Source organism: Solwaraspora sp. WMMD406 (assembly GCF_029626025.1).
Taxonomy (GTDB): domain Bacteria; phylum Actinomycetota; class Actinomycetes; order Mycobacteriales; family Micromonosporaceae; genus Micromonospora_E.
Window position 1 is genome coordinate 4,197,721 of sequence record NZ_JARUBF010000001.1, and the last position, 16,928, is coordinate 4,214,648.

Below are 16,928 nucleotides of genomic sequence, written 5' to 3' on the forward strand. Positions count from 1 at the left end.
GTGGTCAGCGGGGAGGTGGTTCGAGTCCGTGTCGGAGCCGGGCTTCCAGGTCCGCGTCGGCCGGTCCGGCGAGCCGTACGTCGGCCGGGGCAGGTGCGGCGACCGACGGGTCCCGGCCGGCCAGCTCCAGCAGGATGGTCGCCAACATTTCGGCTTCCTGCTCCTCGCCCCGGCTGTAGACGCCGGTACGGTTGAGCACCCGGTGCACCAGGGTGGGCCGCAGCGCCGGCATCAGTAGCTGGCTCGCCTGCCGGCCGTCGATCGCCAGGGTGCGATGGTCGAGCAGGATGTGGCTGATCTCGTGGGCGATGATGTGGTCGCGGTGCACCCGACTGGTGCGTTGTTCGTAGGCGACGATGTGTCCGGCGTCGGTGAAGAAGGTGAGCCCGAACGGCGCTCCGGTCGGCATGGGGACACCGACCAGGGTGATTCCCTGGCCGAGCACGTCGCCGACCCGTCGGCACAGTTCGTCGGCGTCGAACGGGCTCGGCAGCCGCAGACCCCGCTCCTGGAGCTGGCGCAGCCTGGTCAGGCAGGTCTGTCGCAGCGACCGGGTCGACTTCATGTCCGTGGTCACCTCAGCTTCGTCCGCCCGTTGCCACTGCATGACGATCACGGGGTGGGCCGTTCGTCGGTCGGTGGACCCGCCGTACCGCCTCGTTGGGTCTGCAACGCCTGCATGACCCGGTCGAGGATGTCGCCGACGGCGTCGAGTTGCTCGTCGGGTAGCGCGCTGAGCCGGGTGGCCACCGCGCGTACCTTCAGGTTGCGCATGGCGTGCAGGGCGTGCAGGTCGCGTTCGATCTCGCCGGAGCGCCGTCGGTCGAAGAAGTAGGCCGGGTCGACGTCGAAGAAGTCGGCGAGGGCTTCGAGATGTTCCTTGGTGGGGTTGGTCCGTCGGCCGGTGCGCAGCTGCCAGATGTAGACGTCGGAGATGGAGCCGCCGCGACCGCGGATGGCGTCGGCGACCTCCCGTGAGGTGTACGGGTCCCGGCCCGCCGGGTGCACTGTCTCGAACAGCAGGTTGAGCTTGTCGGCCAGGGTCGACCGATCGGATCCGGCTGGGGGAGCAACGCCGCCGCCCGTCACGGCCACCTCCATCGGATGTGCAGCTAGAGTTAGTGGTGACCGCGATCTCTGTTAATGCTAGTTGACGGCGGTACGCGCGGTCAGTATACGATCACCACCTGGCGTTTGACCAACCCTCGGCACGCCGGATCTCCGCCGGACCTGGCGTACCGATCCGTGGTGGCGCCGGTGGGTTTTCGAGACCGCTGGTGCGGTGCGGGGCGCGGAACGGGGGCGCCCCGCCCCGCACCAGCTCCGAAGCCCGCCGTCAGAGCGTCCCGGCTGGAGACGACGATCCCGGCCCGGCGGAGCACCGCCAGCTACTGGGACAGGTTCGACGCCTCGACGTCGATCTCGGCGAGCAGTTCGCGGATCTGGCGGGGTCGCTCGCCGAGCAGTTCGAGGACCCGGATCCGGACCGCATACGTCTGGGCCGGCAACTGACCTGGCTGGTCCCGCCACCGGAGGTACCCGATGGCGGGACCATGGACGCTCAGCCGCCGAGCGGGAAGCGGTCCAGTACGGTCGGCGTGACCTCCGGGGTCCGCATGTCGTACACGTAGCTGGTCACTTCACCGGTGCCGGTGTCCAAGACACTGAACACCGAATAGTCGTTGCTCTGCACGAACGGCAGCGGCGTACCGGCCGGGTCGGTCAGTGGCGCGACCGTCGGGAGCTGCGGTTCCAGCCCGCCCGGGTTGCCCTGGGCGAGGTAGTTGTCCGGGTTCCACGGCGCTGGCGGAATGGGCCGGGACCGGCCGGACAGCGGGTGGTACGCACCGTACGAGTTGCCCACGTTGGACGTTTCCAGGTAGTGGGTGCCGGCGTCGGCGGTGAACCGGTTCCACAGGTGTGAGTGGCCGTTGAGGACCAGGTCGACCCCGGCGGACTCCAGCAGCGGCGCGACGTCGCGGGTCAGGTAGTTGGCCTCACGCGGGTAGTCGTAGCGGATCGACAGGTTGCCGGCGGCGTCGGTCTGCTCGGTACGGACCGGATCGGTGAACGCCGGAGCGACATTGTCGCCGAGCCCGTGTGGACCCTCGTGCAGCATCACCACGGTGTACCGCGCGTCGCGGAACTTCTTGCTCGACACCTCGCGGCGCAACCACTCGTACTGCTTGCTGCCGACCCCGATCTCCTCGAAGATGTGCGAGCCCCAGCCCTGGGCCAGCGGATTCCCATGGGACGCCGGCGACTCGGTGTAGCGGGTCCGCTGCCAGTTGGCCGGATCGGCGGCGATCCCGGTGCCGCGCCAGATCCGGGTCGCGAACAGCGAGATCAGCCGTACGTCCCCGACGGTCGTCGCGTAGTAGCGTTCGCCGCCGGCACCGCTGGTCGGCAGGCTGAAGATTTCCTCGTACGTCTCGGTGTTGAACGAGTTCTCCAGGATCCAGCGTTCCTTGATCTTGCGGTTGTTGCGCGGGTTGACCTGCTTGGCGACCTTCCGGTACGCGGCCTCGGCCACCTCACGCGGCACCGGCGCGTTGAACGACTCGTTCAGCGTCGGCAGCCCGCTGCGGCCCTGCACCTCGTGGTTGCCGATCGCCGGATAGATCGGTGCGTTCTGCAGGATCTCACCACCGGAGTAGGTGACGCCGTTGACCGTTCGCGCGGCGCGGCCCTGCAACGCCGGGAAGAACGCGCCGCCCCGCTGGTCGTCGAACCACTCCGACGCGCGGTCCGGGATGTTCACCAGGTCACCGGCGAGGAAGACGGCGTCGATCCGGCCGACCGTCTCGACCGCCTTCTGCAGGTTGGCCGGAGTGTTCGGCATCGACTGGTGGTCGCTCGTGAGCAGGATCTTCTGGGCCTGACCGGACGCGGCCGCCGGAGCCAGGGTGTAGGTGTCGGAGGCAACCATCGCGCCGGTGTCGATCGACACCACCCGGTACGGCGTACGGCTGCCGACCCCGAGCCCGCGCACGGTCGCTTCGTGCCGCCAGATGTGCCGGCGGGTGATCTGCGCCGGCGGGTTCGGGATCTGCGAGGCCGCGTCCTCGGCGGTGCGGGACAGTTCCCCGGTACGGGCGGCGAACACCCGTACGCCACGGATCTTGCCGCCGGTGGCGGCGGCCCGCAGTTCGGCCCGGTTGAGCTCGTCGGCGCGCTCGCCGACCACGACGACGTGGTGCCGGCCGTGGAACTCGGTGAGCCAGACGACCCGTACCGAGTTCTTCTCCGGCGACTGCAGGAACGGTTCGGTGAGTAGCGCCAGCGTCGAGCCACCGGCGCCGGCGCTCGCGCCGACCGGTGCGACGGTGCCCAGGAGCAGGGCGAGTATCGAGACCATGACGGTCGTTTGCCAGAGCGGTCTGGTCACAGGTGACCTCCGGGTCGCAAGGATCGGATCAGGCGGAGCATCGCCGTCGCAGGTGAACACCACCGTCGGCCGAGGCTGACCGGCGGGTGAACGCCGGGCATGAGTCGGCTGGTCAGCGGTGGTGTGAGCACCGTCAGGGTCTCGACGGTGGTGGGGCCCGCCCGGGGGCCAGCGGACGGCCCCCCGCGACCATCGGCTTGCGGGCGTCGTCGATCATCGACGCCATGATCAAGAAATCCTGGGTGACCGCGTGGGAGAACCGCCGGCGGCGCCGCCGGACGAGCCGGTCCCGATTCGACGGCTGCTGCGACTGCGACTGCTGCGACCTGGGACTGTTTTCCTCGTTGCTCGCCGTCGGCGCGCCGGCGGCGACCGCGACCCGGGCACCCGCGCTGGACCGGATGGGCGTGGCGGCGATCCGCGGCTACCGGCGCTGGCTGTCGCCGTACTGGCCGGGTCGGTGCCGGTACACCCCCAGCTGCAGCGCCTACGGGCTGGCGGCGGTCCAGGACCACGGGCTCGGCGCGGGTGGCCGGATGGCGGCGACCCGGCTGCGCCGCTGCCGGCCCGACGTGCCGCGCGGCACCCACGACCCGGTCCACCCAAGTTCGACCTGAGCCCCGCGCGGCCATCGGCCGATCAACCGCCCCGCCCGGACGAGGCGATCAGCTCGGCCGTCCCCCCGGCCGCGATGATCGATCAGCCAGCGGCGACGTGCGCGGACCCCGCCGCTCGCGCGCCGACCGCGTCCGGCGCGGCCAGCGCGGCCCGGGCCAGCCGCTGGCAGTCGTCGAGAGTGTGCGCGGCGAGCGCCGCCCGTACCGCCGGCACCGACCGGGCCGACATGGACAGGCTGGACACTCCCAGGCCGACCAGCACCACGGCCAGGGCCGGGTCGGCCGCCGCCTCGCCGCAGACCCCGACCGGTTTGCCGACCGCCGTGCCGGCCCGCGCGCAGGTGGCGATGAGCTCCAGCAGCACAGGCTGCCACGGGTCCAGCAGGTCGGCGAGGTCGCCGCAGAGCCGGTCGGCGGCGAACGCGTACTGGCTCAGGTCGTTGGTGCCGATGCTGAGGAAGTCGACCTGGCGCAGCAGCGCCTCGGCGCGCAGCGCGGCGGCCGGCACCTCCACCATCGCGCCCACGATGGGTAGCCCGACCGCCCTGACCTGTTCGGCGAAGTCGGCCGCCTCGGCCGCGGTGGTCACCATCGGCGCCATCACCCACACGTGGGCGCCGGTCGCACCGGCGGCCTGGGCGATCGCCGTCAACTGGGTGCGGAGCACCTCCGGGCGGCGTCGGGCGGTGCGCAGGCCCCGTACCCCGAGCGCCGGGTTGGGCTCTTCTCCGGCGTGCAGGAACGGCAGCGGCTTGTCCGCGCCGGCGTCGAGCGTGCGCAGCACCACCTTGCGGCCGCCTGCGGCGGCGAAGACCTCGGCGTACGCCGAGACCTGCTCGTCCAACCCCGGCGGCTCGGTACGGTCCAGGTAGAGCAGTTCGGTGCGGAACAGCCCGACCCCTTCGACGTCGTCGACGAGATCGCCCGCCGACCCGACGTTGGCCAGCAGCGCCACCGGATGGCCGTCGGCGGTACGCCCGGGACCGGTGGTGGCGGCCAGCCGCTCGCGGCGGTACCGCTCGCGCCGACGGGTCCCGCTGACGGCCACGGCGTCCACTCCGACGGTGACCTCGCCGGTGGTGCCGTCCACGGTGACCAGGGTGGCGTCCGGCACGTCGAGGATGCCGGGACAGCGCACCACGGCCGGCAGTCCGAGCGACCGGGCCACGATCGTGGTGTGGCTGGTCGGTCCACCGGCGGCGGTGACCAGCGCGAGAACCCGGGAGGGGTCGAGACCGGCGGTGTCCGCCGGGGCCAGGTCGGCGGCCGCGAGGACGAACGGTTCCCCCGGATCCGGGATGCCGGGCATCGGCTGCCCCAGGCAGACCGCTACCGCCCGGTCCCGCAGGTCGTCCAGGTCGGCGACGCGCTCGGCGAGGTAGCCGCCGGCGGCGGCGAACATCGCCCGGTGTTCGGCGAGCGCGTCGGCGATGGCGTGTGGGGCGTCCGTGCCGGCCTTCACCCGTTCGGTGACGGCGTCGTGCAGCACCGGGTCCTCGGCCATCAACACCTGGGCGCGCAGGATCTCGGCGGCGGTCGGGTCGCTGGCGGCCCCGGCCCGGCGGGCCAGCTCGGCGGCGACCGAGGTCAACGCGGCGACGGCCCGTTCGGCCTCGGCCGCCGGATCGTCGACCGGTGCCGTGGCGGGCAGCCGTGGCGCGGCGGCCATCCGGTGGACCGGCCCGGCGGCCAGACCGGCGCTGACCCCGAGTCCGGTCAGCCGCTCAGTCATGGCCGGCGGCGGTCGGTGCGGCACCGGCGTTGGTGTCGGTCGCCGGCCGGTCGGCCGGCTCGGCCGTCGACTGGTCCGGCTCGGCGTCCAGGTCACGGGCCAGCAGGTCGGCCAGTTCGTCGAGCACCGCGTCGGCGCCGTCGCCCTCGGCGGCCAGGGTGACCTCGGTGCCCCGCTTCGCGCCGAGGGACAGCACGGAGAGCATGCTGCGGGCCGGTACGGCCGGCCGGTCGGCGGTGCCGATGGTGACCGGTACGGGCGCGGTGGCGGCGGCCGCGACGAACAGCGCGGCGGGCCGGGCGTGCAGTCCGCTGGCGGAGCCGACGGTGACGGTACGGGTGGGCATGGCTGCCTCCTTTGTCCCTGGTGGGGTCAGGGCTCGATGGTGACTTTGATGGCTTCGCCCCTGGCGACCACGTCGAACGCCTCGAGTGCCCGATCCAGCGGAAGCCGGTGGGTGATCAGGTCGGCGACCGGTACCGCTCCACTGGCGATCAGCGCGAGCGCTTCGGCGTTGTGCGCCGGGCTGGAGCCGTTGGCGCCGACGATCGTCAGCTCCCGGTAGTGCACCAGGTTGGAGTCGCAGGCGATGATCGGCTTGTCCTTCGGCAGGCCGCCGAAGAAGCTGATCCGGCCTTGCCGGGCGGCCATCTGCAGGGCCTGTTCCTGGGCGACGCCGGCGGCGGTGGCGGTGATCACCACGTCCGCGCCGCGCCCGTCGGTGAGCTTGCGGACCTCGTCGATCACGTCGGTCTCGGCCCCGCAGATGGTGGCGTCCGGATGGACCAGAGCGGCGGCGAGGTCGAGCCGCTCCCGGTTGACGTCGACCAGGAACACCCGGGCCGCGCCGCGCGAGCGGGCCAGCCGTACGTGCAGGCAGCCGATCGGGCCGGAACCCATGATCACCACGTCGTCGCCCGTACCGACCTGGGCCAGGTTCTGTCCGTTGAGGACGCAGGCCAGCGGTTCGGCGACCGACGCTTCGGCGTAGCTGACCCCGTCCGGGATCCGGTTGAGCCCGTCGACCGCGAGGACCTTGGCCGGCACCACCATGTGTTCGGCGAATCCGCCGTCGTAGTGGTAGCCCATCGACTCCTGGTTGGGGCAGACCGTCATCCGGCCGCGCCGGCACTCCCCGCAGGTGCCGCAGGGGATCGCGGCGATCACCTGGACCCGGTCGCCGGCCTGCCAGCCGGTGACGTCGGCACCGACCTCGGCGATCTCGCCGGCGATCTCGTGGCCCATCACCCGGGGTGGGGCGATGTGGTGGTGACCGAAGTTGCGGATCTTGACGTCGGTGCCGCAGGTCGAGCAGGCCCGGACGCGGATCAGCACGTCAGCGGGGCCGGGCTGCGGCCGCGGTGCCTCCTCGATGCGGACGTCGCCGGGGGAGTGGAACCGGACGACCTTCATGTGGAGCTCTCCTCTCGCACCGGCGCCAGCAGCCGGAGTACGTCGTCGATGTCGGTGGCCTCGCGCAGCGCGCGGGCGGAGTCGGGGTCGAGCAGGATCTGCGCCAGCGCGGCGAGCAACTCGACGTGTCCGTCACCTCGGGCGGCGATGGCCACGCAGACCGTCACCGGGAAGCCGTCCCAGTCCACCGCCTCGGAGAACCGCAGCACGGCGAGCGCGTCCCGGCGTACCGCCTCCTTGCTGGCCAGGGTGCCGTGCGGGATCGCCACACCTTCCCCGACGTAGGTGGAGACGGAGCGCTCACGCTGCAGCATCGCGGCGACGTACTCCTCGGTCACCGCGCCGATCTCCACCAGGGTCTCGCCGCACCGGCGAATCGCGGCGTCCCGGTCGGCGGCGTGTTCGGTGAGCCGGATGGCCCGGCGCTCGAGCAGAGCGCCTGGGTCCGGTTGGTGGTCAGCCATCGAGCCGGCCACCCTGCGCCACGGCGGCCACCAGCCGGGCCACGGCGGGGTCGCCGATGAAGATCTGCACCGGGACGATCACCGTGTCAGGTGCGCTGCCCCGGGCCCGGTCGGCCAGGCCCTGGTGGCAGACGACGACGTCGGCGTCGGCGGGGATCGCGTTGACCGGGGTGTGCTCCACGGTCACCTGGTGCTTCTTGAGCTGCTTGCGCAGCTGGCTGGCGAGCATGACGCTGCTGCCCATGCCGGCGTCGCAGGCGACGACGACCTTGCGGATGTCCTGCGCGTTGATCGATGCCATGGGCTTCGTGCCTCCGTGGTCGCGGTGTGGGGTGGGTCGGATCAGTAGCTGCTCGGGGTGGACCGGTAGGCGTGCGCACCGGCGGGGTCGCCGGCCGGGGTGTCCAGGGTGGCTGCCTGGGGGCCGGTGTTCTCCTCGACCGGCTCTTTGCCCTCGCCGCGACCGAAGCCGAGCAGGACGGAGGCGACGGCGAAGGTGACCGCCGCCGAGAGGACCACGCCGAGCAGGACCGGGAACCAGCCGCCTCGGGGGGTGACGGCCAGGTAGGCGAAGATGCTGCCCGGCGACGGGGTGGCGACCAGGCCGGCACCGGTGATCATGAAGGTCCAGACCCCGGTCGCGCCACCGGCGATCATCGCGAGGATCAGTCGGGGCTTCATCAGCACGTACGGGAAGTAGATCTCGTGGATGCCGCCGAGGAAGTGGATGATGATCGCCGCCGGGGTGCTGGCCCGCAGCAGGCGGGGGCCGAAGAGCAGGAACGCGACCAGCAGGCCGAGGCCGGGGCCGGGGTTCGACTCGATCATGAACAGGATGGACTTGCCGTCGGTCGCGGCTTCGGCGACGCCCAGCGGACCGAACACCCCGTGGTTGATCGCGTTGTTGAGGAACAGCACCTTGGCCGGTTCGACCAGGATCGACACGAACGGCAGCAGGCTGTGGCCGACCATCCAGTCGACGGCGGAACCGGCGGCGTCGGTGGCGGCGCGGACCACCGGGCCGATCGCCAGCACACCGACGAGCGCCATCGCGCCGCCGATGATGCCGGACGAGAAGTTGTTGATCAGCATCTCGAAGCCGGCCGGGACCTTGTCCTCGATCAGGTCGTCGAAGAGCTTCAGCAGGTACGCCGTCAGCGGGCCGATGAGCATCGCGCCGAGGAACATCGGCACGTCCGACCCGACGATGATGCCGACCGTGGCGACCGCGCCGACGACCGCGCCGCGCTGACCGTGCACCAGCCGACCGCCGGTGTAGCCGATCAGGATCGGCAGCAGGCTGGCGATCATCGGGCCGACCAGTCCGCCGAGGGTCTCGTTCGGGAAGTAGCCGGTGGGGATGAACAACGCGGTGATCAGACCCCAGGCGATGAACGCCCCGATGTTGGGCATCACCATGCCGGCGAGGTGTCCACCGAATCGCTGGACGGCGGCCTTGACCCCGGTGCCCTGCACCTGGGGTGTGTAGTCGGTGGCCATGTCTGCGGCTCCTTTATCTGCGGGGGTTGGGGGTAGGCGATCGGTTGGTGGTCATCGAGGGAACGAGCTCATCGCCGGGCGACGAGGTGCGGCAGGTCGTCCGGTCGGGGCCGCAGGCGTACGGCGTGGCGGCGCAGGTCGGCCGGACCCGGCATCCGGCTGCCCGGCAGGCTGACCGCCGCCGCACCCCAGGCGAGCCCTTCGGCGAGCGCGTCGGGGCCGGCGGCACCGGCGGCGAGGAAACCGGCCAGCAGCGCGTCTCCCGCGCCGACGGTGCTGCGCGGCTGCTCGACCGGGGAGTCGCCGATGTGCACCCCGGCGGCGTCGACCAGCACCGCGCCCTGCGCGCCGAGGCTGGCCAGGACGGTGCCGGCCCCCCACGTACGGACCTGCCCGGCGGCGCCGATCACGTCGTCGAGGGTGGGCAGCGGGCGTCCGACGGACTCGGCCAGCTCTTCGCGGTTGGGTTTGACCAGGGTCGCGCCGGCGGACGCCGCTGCCCGAAGTGGTGGTCCGCTGGTGTCCACGGCCAGCCGTAGTCCCGCGTCGACGAGGCGCCGACAGAGCTGGGCGAACGCGTCGACCGGCAGGCCGGGCGGCAGGCTGCCGCAGATCACGACCCAGTCGGCCCGGCCCGCCGTGTCCAGCAGCCGCGCGCTGACCGCCTCGAACTCGGTCGGGTGCAGGCACGGCCCCGGTTCGTTGACCTTCGTGACCGTGCCGTCCGGCTCGGCCAGGGTGATGTTGGACCGGGTACGGCCGGCGATCGGTACGGCGATCACCTCGACGCCTTCGTCGGCGAGCAGCCGGACGAGCTGACCGCCCTCGTCGCCGCCGCAGGGCAGTACGGCGACCGACGGAACCCCGTTCGCCAGCAGGGCGCGGGAGACGTTGACGCCCTTGCCGCCGGGGTCGAGTCGCGTACCGGTGGCCCGGATGACCTCGCCTCGGACCAGATCGTCGATCTCGACGGCCCGGTCGAGGCTGGGGTTGAGGGTGAGGGTGAGGATCATGCCCGCACCACCCGGGGACCGGCGGTTTCGACCTCGGCGACCAGGTCCTCGTTGAGTCCGGTGTCGGTGATCAGCAGATCGACGTCGGCGAGGGTGCCGAACCGGGCGAGGTAATCGTTGCCGATCTTGGTGTGGTCGGCCAGGACGATGGACCGCCGGGCGGCACCGATCATGGCCCGCTTGACGGCGGCCTCCGCCGGGTCCGGCGTGGTGAGCCCACGTTCGACCGAACACCCGTTGGTGCCGAGGAACGCGACGTCGACGTAGAGGTCGGCGAGGGGGCGCAGCGCCCAGTCGTCGACTGTGGCCATTGTCTTGCCCCGGACCCGGCCACCGAGCAGCAGCACGTTCAGGTTGGTGCGGATGCCCAGCGTCGTGGCCAGCGCGGGGGAGTTGACCACGACGGTCAGCTCGCGGTCGGTGGGAAGGACCTGGGCGAGTCGGGCGGTGGTGGTGCCCGCGTCCAGGATGATCGCGCCCTCCTGCGGCAGTTCGGCGAGCGCCGCCTTGGCGATGCGTTCCTTCTCCGTGGTGAGGACGGTATCCCGGGTGGCCAGTGCGGGCTCGAAGCCGATCCGTTCGACCGGGATCGCTCCGCCGTGCACCCGGCGCAGCACCCCGGCGCGTTCGAGGGTGGTGAGGTCGCGCCGGATGGTTTCGGCGGTCACGTTGAGCGTTTCGGCCAGGGTGGTCACGTCGACCCGTCCGTCGGCTCGGGCGAGTCGGACGATCTCCTGCTGCCGCTCTTCGGCGTACATGTGGTTTCACCACCGTTTCGATTTGCTTCACGTTTGTTTACGCCCGACTCTGTGGGTTGTCAAGGGTGCGCGGCGGACGAATTGTGATCTTGGCCGCTCGGCTGACCTGCGGGTCCTGCCCCCGGACCGACCGAGGCCATCGGCCGGGGGGATCCGCTGGCGAGGTCGGGCAGTGGATGTCGGGGCCTACCGTGACCTCGCCGGTGCCTCCGGCCCATGATCCGAAGGAGAGTTCGATGCGAGGCAGATCGATCTCGGCGGCGCTCGCCGCAGTGGCGACGACGGCGGCGACGGTCCTGCTGGGTCCGGTCACGGTGGCCTCGGCGCAGGAAGACCGCGTTGGGCCGGTGCTACACCGGCGAGCGACCGCAACACGCGGACCCGTTCACCTGGTGGGGCGTCATGTAGGCGTTGCCGCCGGACGGCCCATCGCCAGATCAGTGAAAACACCTTCTTATCCAGATTTAGCCTGATAAAACCTTTTTGTACGGCAGTCAGGAGATCTGGAGGACCCATGACCACGCTGGACGCGCCCGCCCGGCACCGCCGGGCGGCCCCCGTCACCGATCCTCGGCGCTACGACACCCTCAAACGGGTGCTCGACGTCGTCGGGGCGGGCCTCGCGCTCCTGGTGGCGACACCGGTGATGGCGGCGGTCGCGGCGCTCATCCTGGTCACGCTCGGCCGGCCCGTGCTGTTCCGGCAGGTCCGGCCGGGCCGCGACGGCGACCTGTTCGAGCTGGTGAAGTTCCGGACCATGCTGCCGGTACGGCCCGACCGTGGCTGGGTCACCGACGCCGAGCGGATGACCCGGATCGGGCGCTGGCTGCGGGCCACCAGCCTGGACGAGCTGCCCGAGCTGTGGAACGTGCTGCGCGGGCAGATGAGCCTGGTCGGCCCCCGCCCGCATCTGGTGAAATATCTCGACATCTACACGCCGTGGCAGGCCCGTCGACACGAGGTGCGGCCCGGCATCACCGGGCTGGCCCAGGTACGCGGGCGCAACGAACTGTCCTGGGAGGACAAGTTCGCCTACGACATCGAGTACGTCGACAACCGTTGTCTCCGGTTGGACCTGCGGATTCTGGCCGAGACGGTCCGGGTGGTGTTGCGCCGGGAGGGAATCTCCGCGCCGGGCGCGGCCACCTGGCACGAGTTCACCGGCACCCCGGCCACCGGGTCCGAGGCGGTCGGCCGGCCGGCGGTCACCACGACGCCGGCCCGAACAACCGTAGGTAGCGATCGATCATCGCGTTGGTCTGCCGAGGCACCTCGAACTGGAAGAAGTGCCCTGACCCGACCACCTGCCCGATGACCGACTCGGGGACCAGTTCGCGCAGTCGGGTGTAGTCGGCGAAGGGCGCCGGACCGCCGATGTACAGCAGTCGTCGTCCCCACTCGGTGAGCGCGGCGTCGCCGCCCGCCTCGACGAAGCCGGCCAGGCCGTCCAGGGTCGCGGCGGCGACCTCGTCGGTCGGCCGCAGCATCTGCTCGATCGCCCAGTCCACCAGTCTGGGATCGGACTCGGGTACGAAGAAGGACCGGATGATGTCGATCCGTGCCTGCCGGGGATCGTCGCCCCGGATGGATTCCGCGAGTGCGGCGACCTGTTCCGACGTGCCGGGCGGTACGGCGACCGAGGAATCGAGCAGGATCAGGGTGGCGACCCGGTCCGGCACCTGGACCGCCCCGGCCAGGGACCACACCCCGCCCATGCTGTGACCGATCACCACCACGTCACGCATGTCGAGCTCGACCATCAGATCCCGCAGGTCGGTGCCGAGTTCGGCGACGGTGAAGCCGCGGTCGCCGGCCGGACTCTTGCCGTGGCCCCGCATGTCCACCGAGATGATCCGGCGTCGCCAGCCGGCCAGATGCGCGGCGATGGGTTTCATGAACCGGTGGTTGCAGCACCAGCCGTGTACGAGCAGTACGTCCTGTCGGCCTCGGCCAGTCTGCCAGTAGCGCATCCCGGCGGCCGTGCGGTTGTCGGTCAACGTGGCCTCCCTGATGTCGGTGCGACGCCGCGTCGATACGGCCTGTAATTATTGTGCCTCACGTGATTACTTTCCGCACGGGTGCGGTCTGGCGGCCAGCGCCAGATCCGGGTCAAGCTCAGATCGCCCACCGGGGGTGATGTGCCGCTGCGGCCGGCCACGCCATGCTGCTTCGAGCGGTCTTCCTTAGTCGGAAGATCACTCAGGGTGACGCGGGAGGTGGGATGCGGAATGACCGATGCCATCGGTCGGTTCTTCGACTCCCTTGCCGTGTCCGGGGCCGACCGGGTGCCGCCGACGACGCGCGGAACCCTTCGGTTCGACCTGCGCCGGGACGGCCGGACCAGGAGCTGGTCGCTGACCTACCAGGACGGCGCGGTGGCGGTCGACCGGCGGCCCGGCGAAGCCGACTGCACTGTCGACGCCCCGGAGGAGATTTTCGAGCGGCTGCTGGACGGCCGGGACAACGTCGTTCCGCTGCTGCTGCGCAACGGCGTGTCCGTCCGTGGCGAACTGCAGCTGCTGCTCGCCTTCCGGCGGCTGCTGCCGGTGCCGGCCGACAGCGCCGGGCCGGCGTCGCGGGCCCGGCCGCTCGACGCCGCACCGCGCCCGAGTACGGCGACCTCCCGCCCGGTGAGCATCCTCTACGGCAACCTGTTCATGGTCACCGACCGTCGTGGTGACGTCGAAGCCACCCCGTTCGCCCCGTTCGGCTTGTTCTTCTACGACACCCGTTTCCTGTCCCGATGGCGGCTGACCGTCGACGACCAGCGTCTGCACACCCTGTCCATCGACGATCTGCAGTATTTCGAGACCCGGTTCTTCCAGGTGCCCGGCGAGCCGACACACTACGTCGACGCCGACGTGTCGGTGTTTCGTCATCGCTGGATCGGTGACGCCTTCACCGAGCAGATCACCGTGTTCAACCATCGTGAGAAGCCGGTACGGCTGCGGCTGCGGCTGGAGGTGGCCGCCGACTTCGCCGAGGTGCTGGAGGCCAAGGACGGCTGGCACACCGATCGGGACATCGCGACGACCGTCGAACCGGAGGCGCTGCGGTTTCGGTACGAACGCGACACCTACTTCCGGGAGACCATCGTCTCGTCCTCGGTGCCCGCCGCGCTCGACCCCGACGGGATGTCCTTCGACGTGGAACTCGCCGGCCAGCAGAGCTGGTGCACCGACGTGACGGTGAAAACCTTCGTCCGGGGAGCCGGCAACCGCGATCTGCGGGAGAGCCTGCGCAGCTACGCCGAACGGCCCAAACCGCAAGTGCACGCGGAACTCGACCAGTGGGTGGCCCGGGCACCGAAGTTGACCTGCGACTACAAGCCGCTGTGGGAGGCGTACCGGCAGAGCGTCGTCGACCTGGGAGCGCTGCGCTACAAAGGGGTCAACTTCCGCGAGCTGCTGCCGGCTGCCGGAATGCCCTGGTTCATGACCTACTTCGGCCGGGACAGCCTGATCAGCTGTCTGCAGGCGGTGCCGTTCGTGGCGGGTACCACCGTACCGGCGCTGCGGATCATGGCGTTGGCGCAGGGCACCCGCGAGGATCCGTTCCGGGCCGAACAGCCCGGCAAGATCCCGCAGGAGAGCCGCTACGGCGAGTCCGCGCTGTTCAACGAGGTTCCGCTGGCGGCTGACTTCTCCGCGGCCGACACCACCGCGTTGTTCGTCGTGCTGCTGGACGAGTACGAGCGGTGGACCGGCGACAACGCCCTGGTACGGGCGATGGAGTTCGAGACCCGCGCCGCGTTGCGCTGGATCGACGAGCACGCCGACCTGATGGGCGACGGCTACCTCTGGTACGGCCCCCGGGACAGTCGCGCCGGGGTGCTCAACCAGAGCTGGAAGTGCTCACCCGGGGCGATCACCTTCCACGACGGCGAGGTGGCGACGTTCCCGCAGGCCGTCTGCGAGATCCAGGGCTACGTGTACGACGCGAAGCTGCGCGGGGCGCGGCTGGCCCGCAGGTGCTGGGATGATCCCGACTTCGCCGACCAGCTGGAGCGACAGGCCGCCGAGTTGCGGGCGCGGTTCAACCGCGACTTCTGGCTGCCCGACCGGGGCTACTTCGCGCACGCGCTGCAAGCCGACGGCCGGCGGGTCGACGCACTCACGTCCAACATCGGACACCTGTTGTGGAGCGGCATCGTCGACCCCGACAAGGCACGTGCGGTGGTGCACCATCTGATGGGTCCGGCGCTCTTCTCCGGCTGGGGCATCCGCACCCTGGCCGACACCGAGCGGCGGTTCAATCCGGTGGGCTACCACACCGGTACGGTGTGGCCGTTCGACAATTCCCTCATCGCCTGGGGGCTGCGTCGCTACGGCTACCGCGAGGAGGCCGCCCGGGTGGCGCGGGCCGTTCTGGAGGCCTCGCAATACTTCGGTGCTCGGCTGCCGGAGTCCTTCGCGGGATACGACCGGTCGCTGACCAAGTATCCGGTGCCGTACGCGGCGGCGGGCAGCCCACACGCCACCTCCGCCGGAGCGCCCCTGCTGCTGCTCCGGGTGCTGCTCGGGCTGGAACCGTACGAGGGGGAACTGATCGTGGACCCGGCGGTGCCGGAGGACATGGGCCACATCGAGTTGCACGACATCCCCGGTCCGTGGGGGCTGCTGGACGCACTCGGCCGTGGCCGGCGGGAACTGAGCCGGCCTCGTCGCCGTCGCCGCCGGCCGGGTGACCCTTTGCGGGCGGCGTTGTGAGCCGCGACGACACGCCGCCTGCGCCGACGCCGCCGACGGGCACCGGGCCCGGGTCGCTCGGCACCGCAGCGGCGGCGGGGCCCGGCCCGGCGCCACGGTCCGGACCGGCGGTAGCCACCGTCGAGGTGCCACCGAGCTGGCGCAACTGGTCGGGTGGGCTGTGCTTCCAGCCCGCCGGGATCGCCCGTCCCGACTCGGTCGACCAGCTGTGCCGGATCGTCCGGCAGACGGCCGCGCGCGGTGGCTGCGTGCGTCCGGTCGGTGCCGGGCACTCGTCCGCGCCGCTGGTGCGGACCGACGATCTGCTGCTGTCGGTGGACCGGCTCCCGTCCGGGGTGCTCGGCACACCAGCCGACGGGCAGGCCTGGGTCGGCGCGGGCACCCGGTTGCACGAACTGGGGGACCTGCTGCGTCGGCATGGTCTGGCCATGCCCAATCTCGGTGACGTGGACACCCAGGCGATCGCCGGCGCGATCGGCACCGGTACCCACGGCAGCGGCCGGGGCCTGTCGAACCTGTCCGCGATGGTGACCGGGGTGCGGTTGGTGACCGCCGCCGGTCAGGTGATCGAGATCGACGGGGAGCGGGAACCCGATGTGTTGCGGGCCGTTCAACTGTCGCTGGGCGTCCTCGGTGTGCTCACGGCGGTACGGACCCGGGTGGTGCCGGCGTTCCAGGCCCGCCGCCGGGAGTGGGGGCTGCCGACCGACGAGTGCCTGGCGGTCTTCGACGCCCTGCTGGACGCCAACCGCAACGTCGACTTCTACTGGTATCCGCGCCGTGACGACGCGCACCTGCGGACGGTGAACCCGGTGGACGACGATCCGGGACCGGCGCGGTTGCCGGCGACCGACTGCACCGAGGACCGGGTCGGCTGGAGCGGGTCGGCGCTGACCAAGCGCCGGTCGTTGCGGTTCCACGAGATCGAGTACGCGGTGCCGGCCGCCGCCGGGCCGGCCTGTTTCCAGGAACTGCGGCACCGGATCCGGATCCGGCATCGTCAGCACGCCGCGTGGCGGGTGCTCTACCGGTACGTGGCCGCCGACCATGCCTACCTCAGCCCGGCGTACGGACGCGACAGTGTCACCATCTCGGTGCACCAGAACGAGACGTCGCCGTACCAGGAGTTCTTCGCCGACGTCGAACCGATCTTCCACGCGTACGGTGGCCGTCCGCACTGGGCGAAGATCCACCACCTGGAGGGTCGCGATCTGCTGTCCCGCTACCCCGAGGCTGATCGTTTCCTGACCGTACGGCATCGACTGGACCCGGACGGTGTGTTCCTCAGCGACTACCTGCGGCGCCTGCTCGCCCTGTGATTCACCCGCCCGCGC

Annotated in this window: 16 protein-coding genes; 4 read left to right on the forward strand and 12 right to left on the reverse strand. The window is 71.2% G+C overall.

All coding sequences use genetic code 11. The features are described from left to right. Positions 1-4: 4 nt before the first annotated feature. The 3 genes from O7632_RS18265 to O7632_RS18275 form a co-directional block, all read right to left on the reverse strand. A complete protein-coding gene (locus O7632_RS18265) occupies positions 5-577 on the reverse strand; it encodes a hypothetical protein (RefSeq protein ID WP_278115917.1) in 573 nt (190 codons plus the stop codon). 35 nt (positions 578-612) lie between these two features. Beyond that, positions 613-1,089, reverse strand: a complete 477-nt coding sequence (locus O7632_RS18270) for a helix-turn-helix domain-containing protein (protein ID WP_278115918.1) — start codon at positions 1,087-1,089, stop codon at positions 613-615. A 472-nt stretch (positions 1,090-1,561) separates the two neighbouring features. Then, the gene (locus O7632_RS18275) at positions 1,562-3,388 is read right to left on the reverse strand and encodes a metallophosphoesterase (RefSeq protein ID WP_278115920.1); all 1,827 of its coding nucleotides are present in this window, start codon (positions 3,386-3,388) and stop codon (positions 1,562-1,564) included. Between the two features lie 224 nt (positions 3,389-3,612). Here O7632_RS18275 and yidD point away from each other — a divergent pair, with 224 nt between their 5' ends. Further along, positions 3,613-4,005, forward strand: a complete 393-nt coding sequence (gene yidD, locus O7632_RS18280; RefSeq protein ID WP_278115921.1) for a membrane protein insertion efficiency factor YidD — start codon at positions 3,613-3,615, stop codon at positions 4,003-4,005. Positions 4,006-4,087: 82 nt separating this feature from the next. Here yidD and ptsP read toward each other — a convergent pair whose 3' ends face one another. From ptsP to O7632_RS18320, 8 genes are all read right to left on the reverse strand, one after another. Continuing rightward, a complete protein-coding gene (ptsP, locus tag O7632_RS18285) occupies positions 4,088-5,737 on the reverse strand; it encodes a phosphoenolpyruvate--protein phosphotransferase (RefSeq protein WP_278115923.1) in 1,650 nt (549 codons plus the stop codon). Further along, entirely contained in the window at positions 5,730-6,083 is a 354-nt protein-coding gene (locus tag O7632_RS18290; protein ID WP_278115924.1) for an HPr family phosphocarrier protein, read from the reverse strand. The genes ptsP and O7632_RS18290 overlap by 8 nt, the downstream gene beginning before the upstream one ends. Positions 6,084-6,109: 26 nt before the next feature. Further along, positions 6,110-7,150 (reverse strand): zinc-dependent dehydrogenase, encoded by a 1,041-nt coding sequence (locus O7632_RS18295; RefSeq protein WP_278115926.1) that lies wholly within the window; start codon positions 7,148-7,150, stop codon positions 6,110-6,112. Then, positions 7,147-7,614, reverse strand: a complete 468-nt coding sequence (locus O7632_RS18300) for a PTS sugar transporter subunit IIA (RefSeq protein ID WP_278115928.1) — start codon at positions 7,612-7,614, stop codon at positions 7,147-7,149. Before O7632_RS18300 ends, O7632_RS18295 begins: the two co-directional genes overlap by 4 nt. Then, the gene (locus O7632_RS18305) at positions 7,607-7,915 is read right to left on the reverse strand and encodes a PTS lactose transporter subunit IIB (RefSeq protein ID WP_278115930.1); all 309 of its coding nucleotides are present in this window, start codon (positions 7,913-7,915) and stop codon (positions 7,607-7,609) included. Before O7632_RS18305 ends, O7632_RS18300 begins: the two co-directional genes overlap by 8 nt. Positions 7,916-7,956: 41 nt before the next feature. Further along, positions 7,957-9,114, reverse strand: coding sequence for a PTS mannitol transporter subunit IICB (locus O7632_RS18310; protein ID WP_278115932.1), 1,158 nt, complete (start codon positions 9,112-9,114; stop codon positions 7,957-7,959). Between the two features lie 68 nt (positions 9,115-9,182). Further along, entirely contained in the window at positions 9,183-10,127 is a 945-nt protein-coding gene (gene pfkB, locus O7632_RS18315; RefSeq protein ID WP_278115934.1) for a 1-phosphofructokinase, read from the reverse strand. Then, positions 10,124-10,885, reverse strand: a complete 762-nt coding sequence (locus O7632_RS18320; RefSeq protein WP_278115936.1) for a DeoR/GlpR family DNA-binding transcription regulator — start codon at positions 10,883-10,885, stop codon at positions 10,124-10,126. The genes pfkB and O7632_RS18320 overlap by 4 nt, the downstream gene beginning before the upstream one ends. Positions 10,886-11,399: 514 nt before the next feature. On the opposite strand from O7632_RS18320, the gene O7632_RS18325 reads away from it, so the two are divergent. After that, entirely contained in the window at positions 11,400-12,200 is an 801-nt protein-coding gene (locus O7632_RS18325) for a sugar transferase (RefSeq protein WP_278115938.1), read from the forward strand. Here the strand turns inward: O7632_RS18325 and O7632_RS18330 are convergent. Further along, positions 12,091-12,882, reverse strand: coding sequence for an alpha/beta hydrolase (locus O7632_RS18330; protein WP_278115940.1), 792 nt, complete (start codon positions 12,880-12,882; stop codon positions 12,091-12,093). The two genes, O7632_RS18325 and O7632_RS18330, sit on opposite strands and share 110 nt — an antisense overlap. A 231-nt stretch (positions 12,883-13,113) precedes the next feature. Between O7632_RS18330 and O7632_RS18335 the strand changes: the two genes are divergently transcribed. Both O7632_RS18335 and O7632_RS18340 read left to right on the forward strand, forming a co-directional pair. Further along, positions 13,114-15,594, forward strand: a complete 2,481-nt coding sequence (locus O7632_RS18335; protein ID WP_278115941.1) for a glycogen debranching N-terminal domain-containing protein — start codon at positions 13,114-13,116, stop codon at positions 15,592-15,594. After that, the gene (locus O7632_RS18340) at positions 15,591-16,913 is read left to right on the forward strand and encodes a D-arabinono-1,4-lactone oxidase (protein WP_278115943.1); all 1,323 of its coding nucleotides are present in this window, start codon (positions 15,591-15,593) and stop codon (positions 16,911-16,913) included. Before O7632_RS18335 ends, O7632_RS18340 begins: the two co-directional genes overlap by 4 nt. The last annotated feature ends 15 nt before the right edge of the window (positions 16,914-16,928 follow it).

Excerpts from the sequence above, each read along its gene's own strand:
- O7632_RS18325 (WP_278115938.1), top strand. The coding sequence starts at position 11,400 with ATGACCACGCTGGACGCGCCCGCCCGGCACCGCCGGGCGGCCCCCGTC.
- pfkB (WP_278115934.1), bottom strand. The coding sequence starts at position 10,127 with ATGATCCTCACCCTCACCCTCAACCCCAGCCTCGACCGGGCCGTCGAG.
- O7632_RS18290 (WP_278115924.1), bottom strand. The coding sequence starts at position 6,083 with ATGCCCACCCGTACCGTCACCGTCGGCTCCGCCAGCGGACTGCACGCC.
- O7632_RS18320 (WP_278115936.1), bottom strand. The coding sequence starts at position 10,885 with ATGTACGCCGAAGAGCGGCAGCAGGAGATCGTCCGACTCGCCCGAGCC.
- ptsP (WP_278115923.1), bottom strand. The coding sequence starts at position 5,737 with ATGACTGAGCGGCTGACCGGACTCGGGGTCAGCGCCGGTCTGGCCGCC.
- O7632_RS18310 (WP_278115932.1), bottom strand. The coding sequence starts at position 9,114 with ATGGCCACCGACTACACACCCCAGGTGCAGGGCACCGGGGTCAAGGCC.
- O7632_RS18305 (WP_278115930.1), bottom strand. The coding sequence starts at position 7,915 with ATGGCATCGATCAACGCGCAGGACATCCGCAAGGTCGTCGTCGCCTGC.
- O7632_RS18335 (WP_278115941.1), top strand. The coding sequence starts at position 13,114 with ATGACCGATGCCATCGGTCGGTTCTTCGACTCCCTTGCCGTGTCCGGG.
- O7632_RS18300 (WP_278115928.1), bottom strand. The coding sequence starts at position 7,614 with ATGGCTGACCACCAACCGGACCCAGGCGCTCTGCTCGAGCGCCGGGCC.
- yidD (WP_278115921.1), top strand. The coding sequence starts at position 3,613 with ATGATCAAGAAATCCTGGGTGACCGCGTGGGAGAACCGCCGGCGGCGC.
- O7632_RS18295 (WP_278115926.1), bottom strand. The coding sequence starts at position 7,150 with ATGAAGGTCGTCCGGTTCCACTCCCCCGGCGACGTCCGCATCGAGGAG.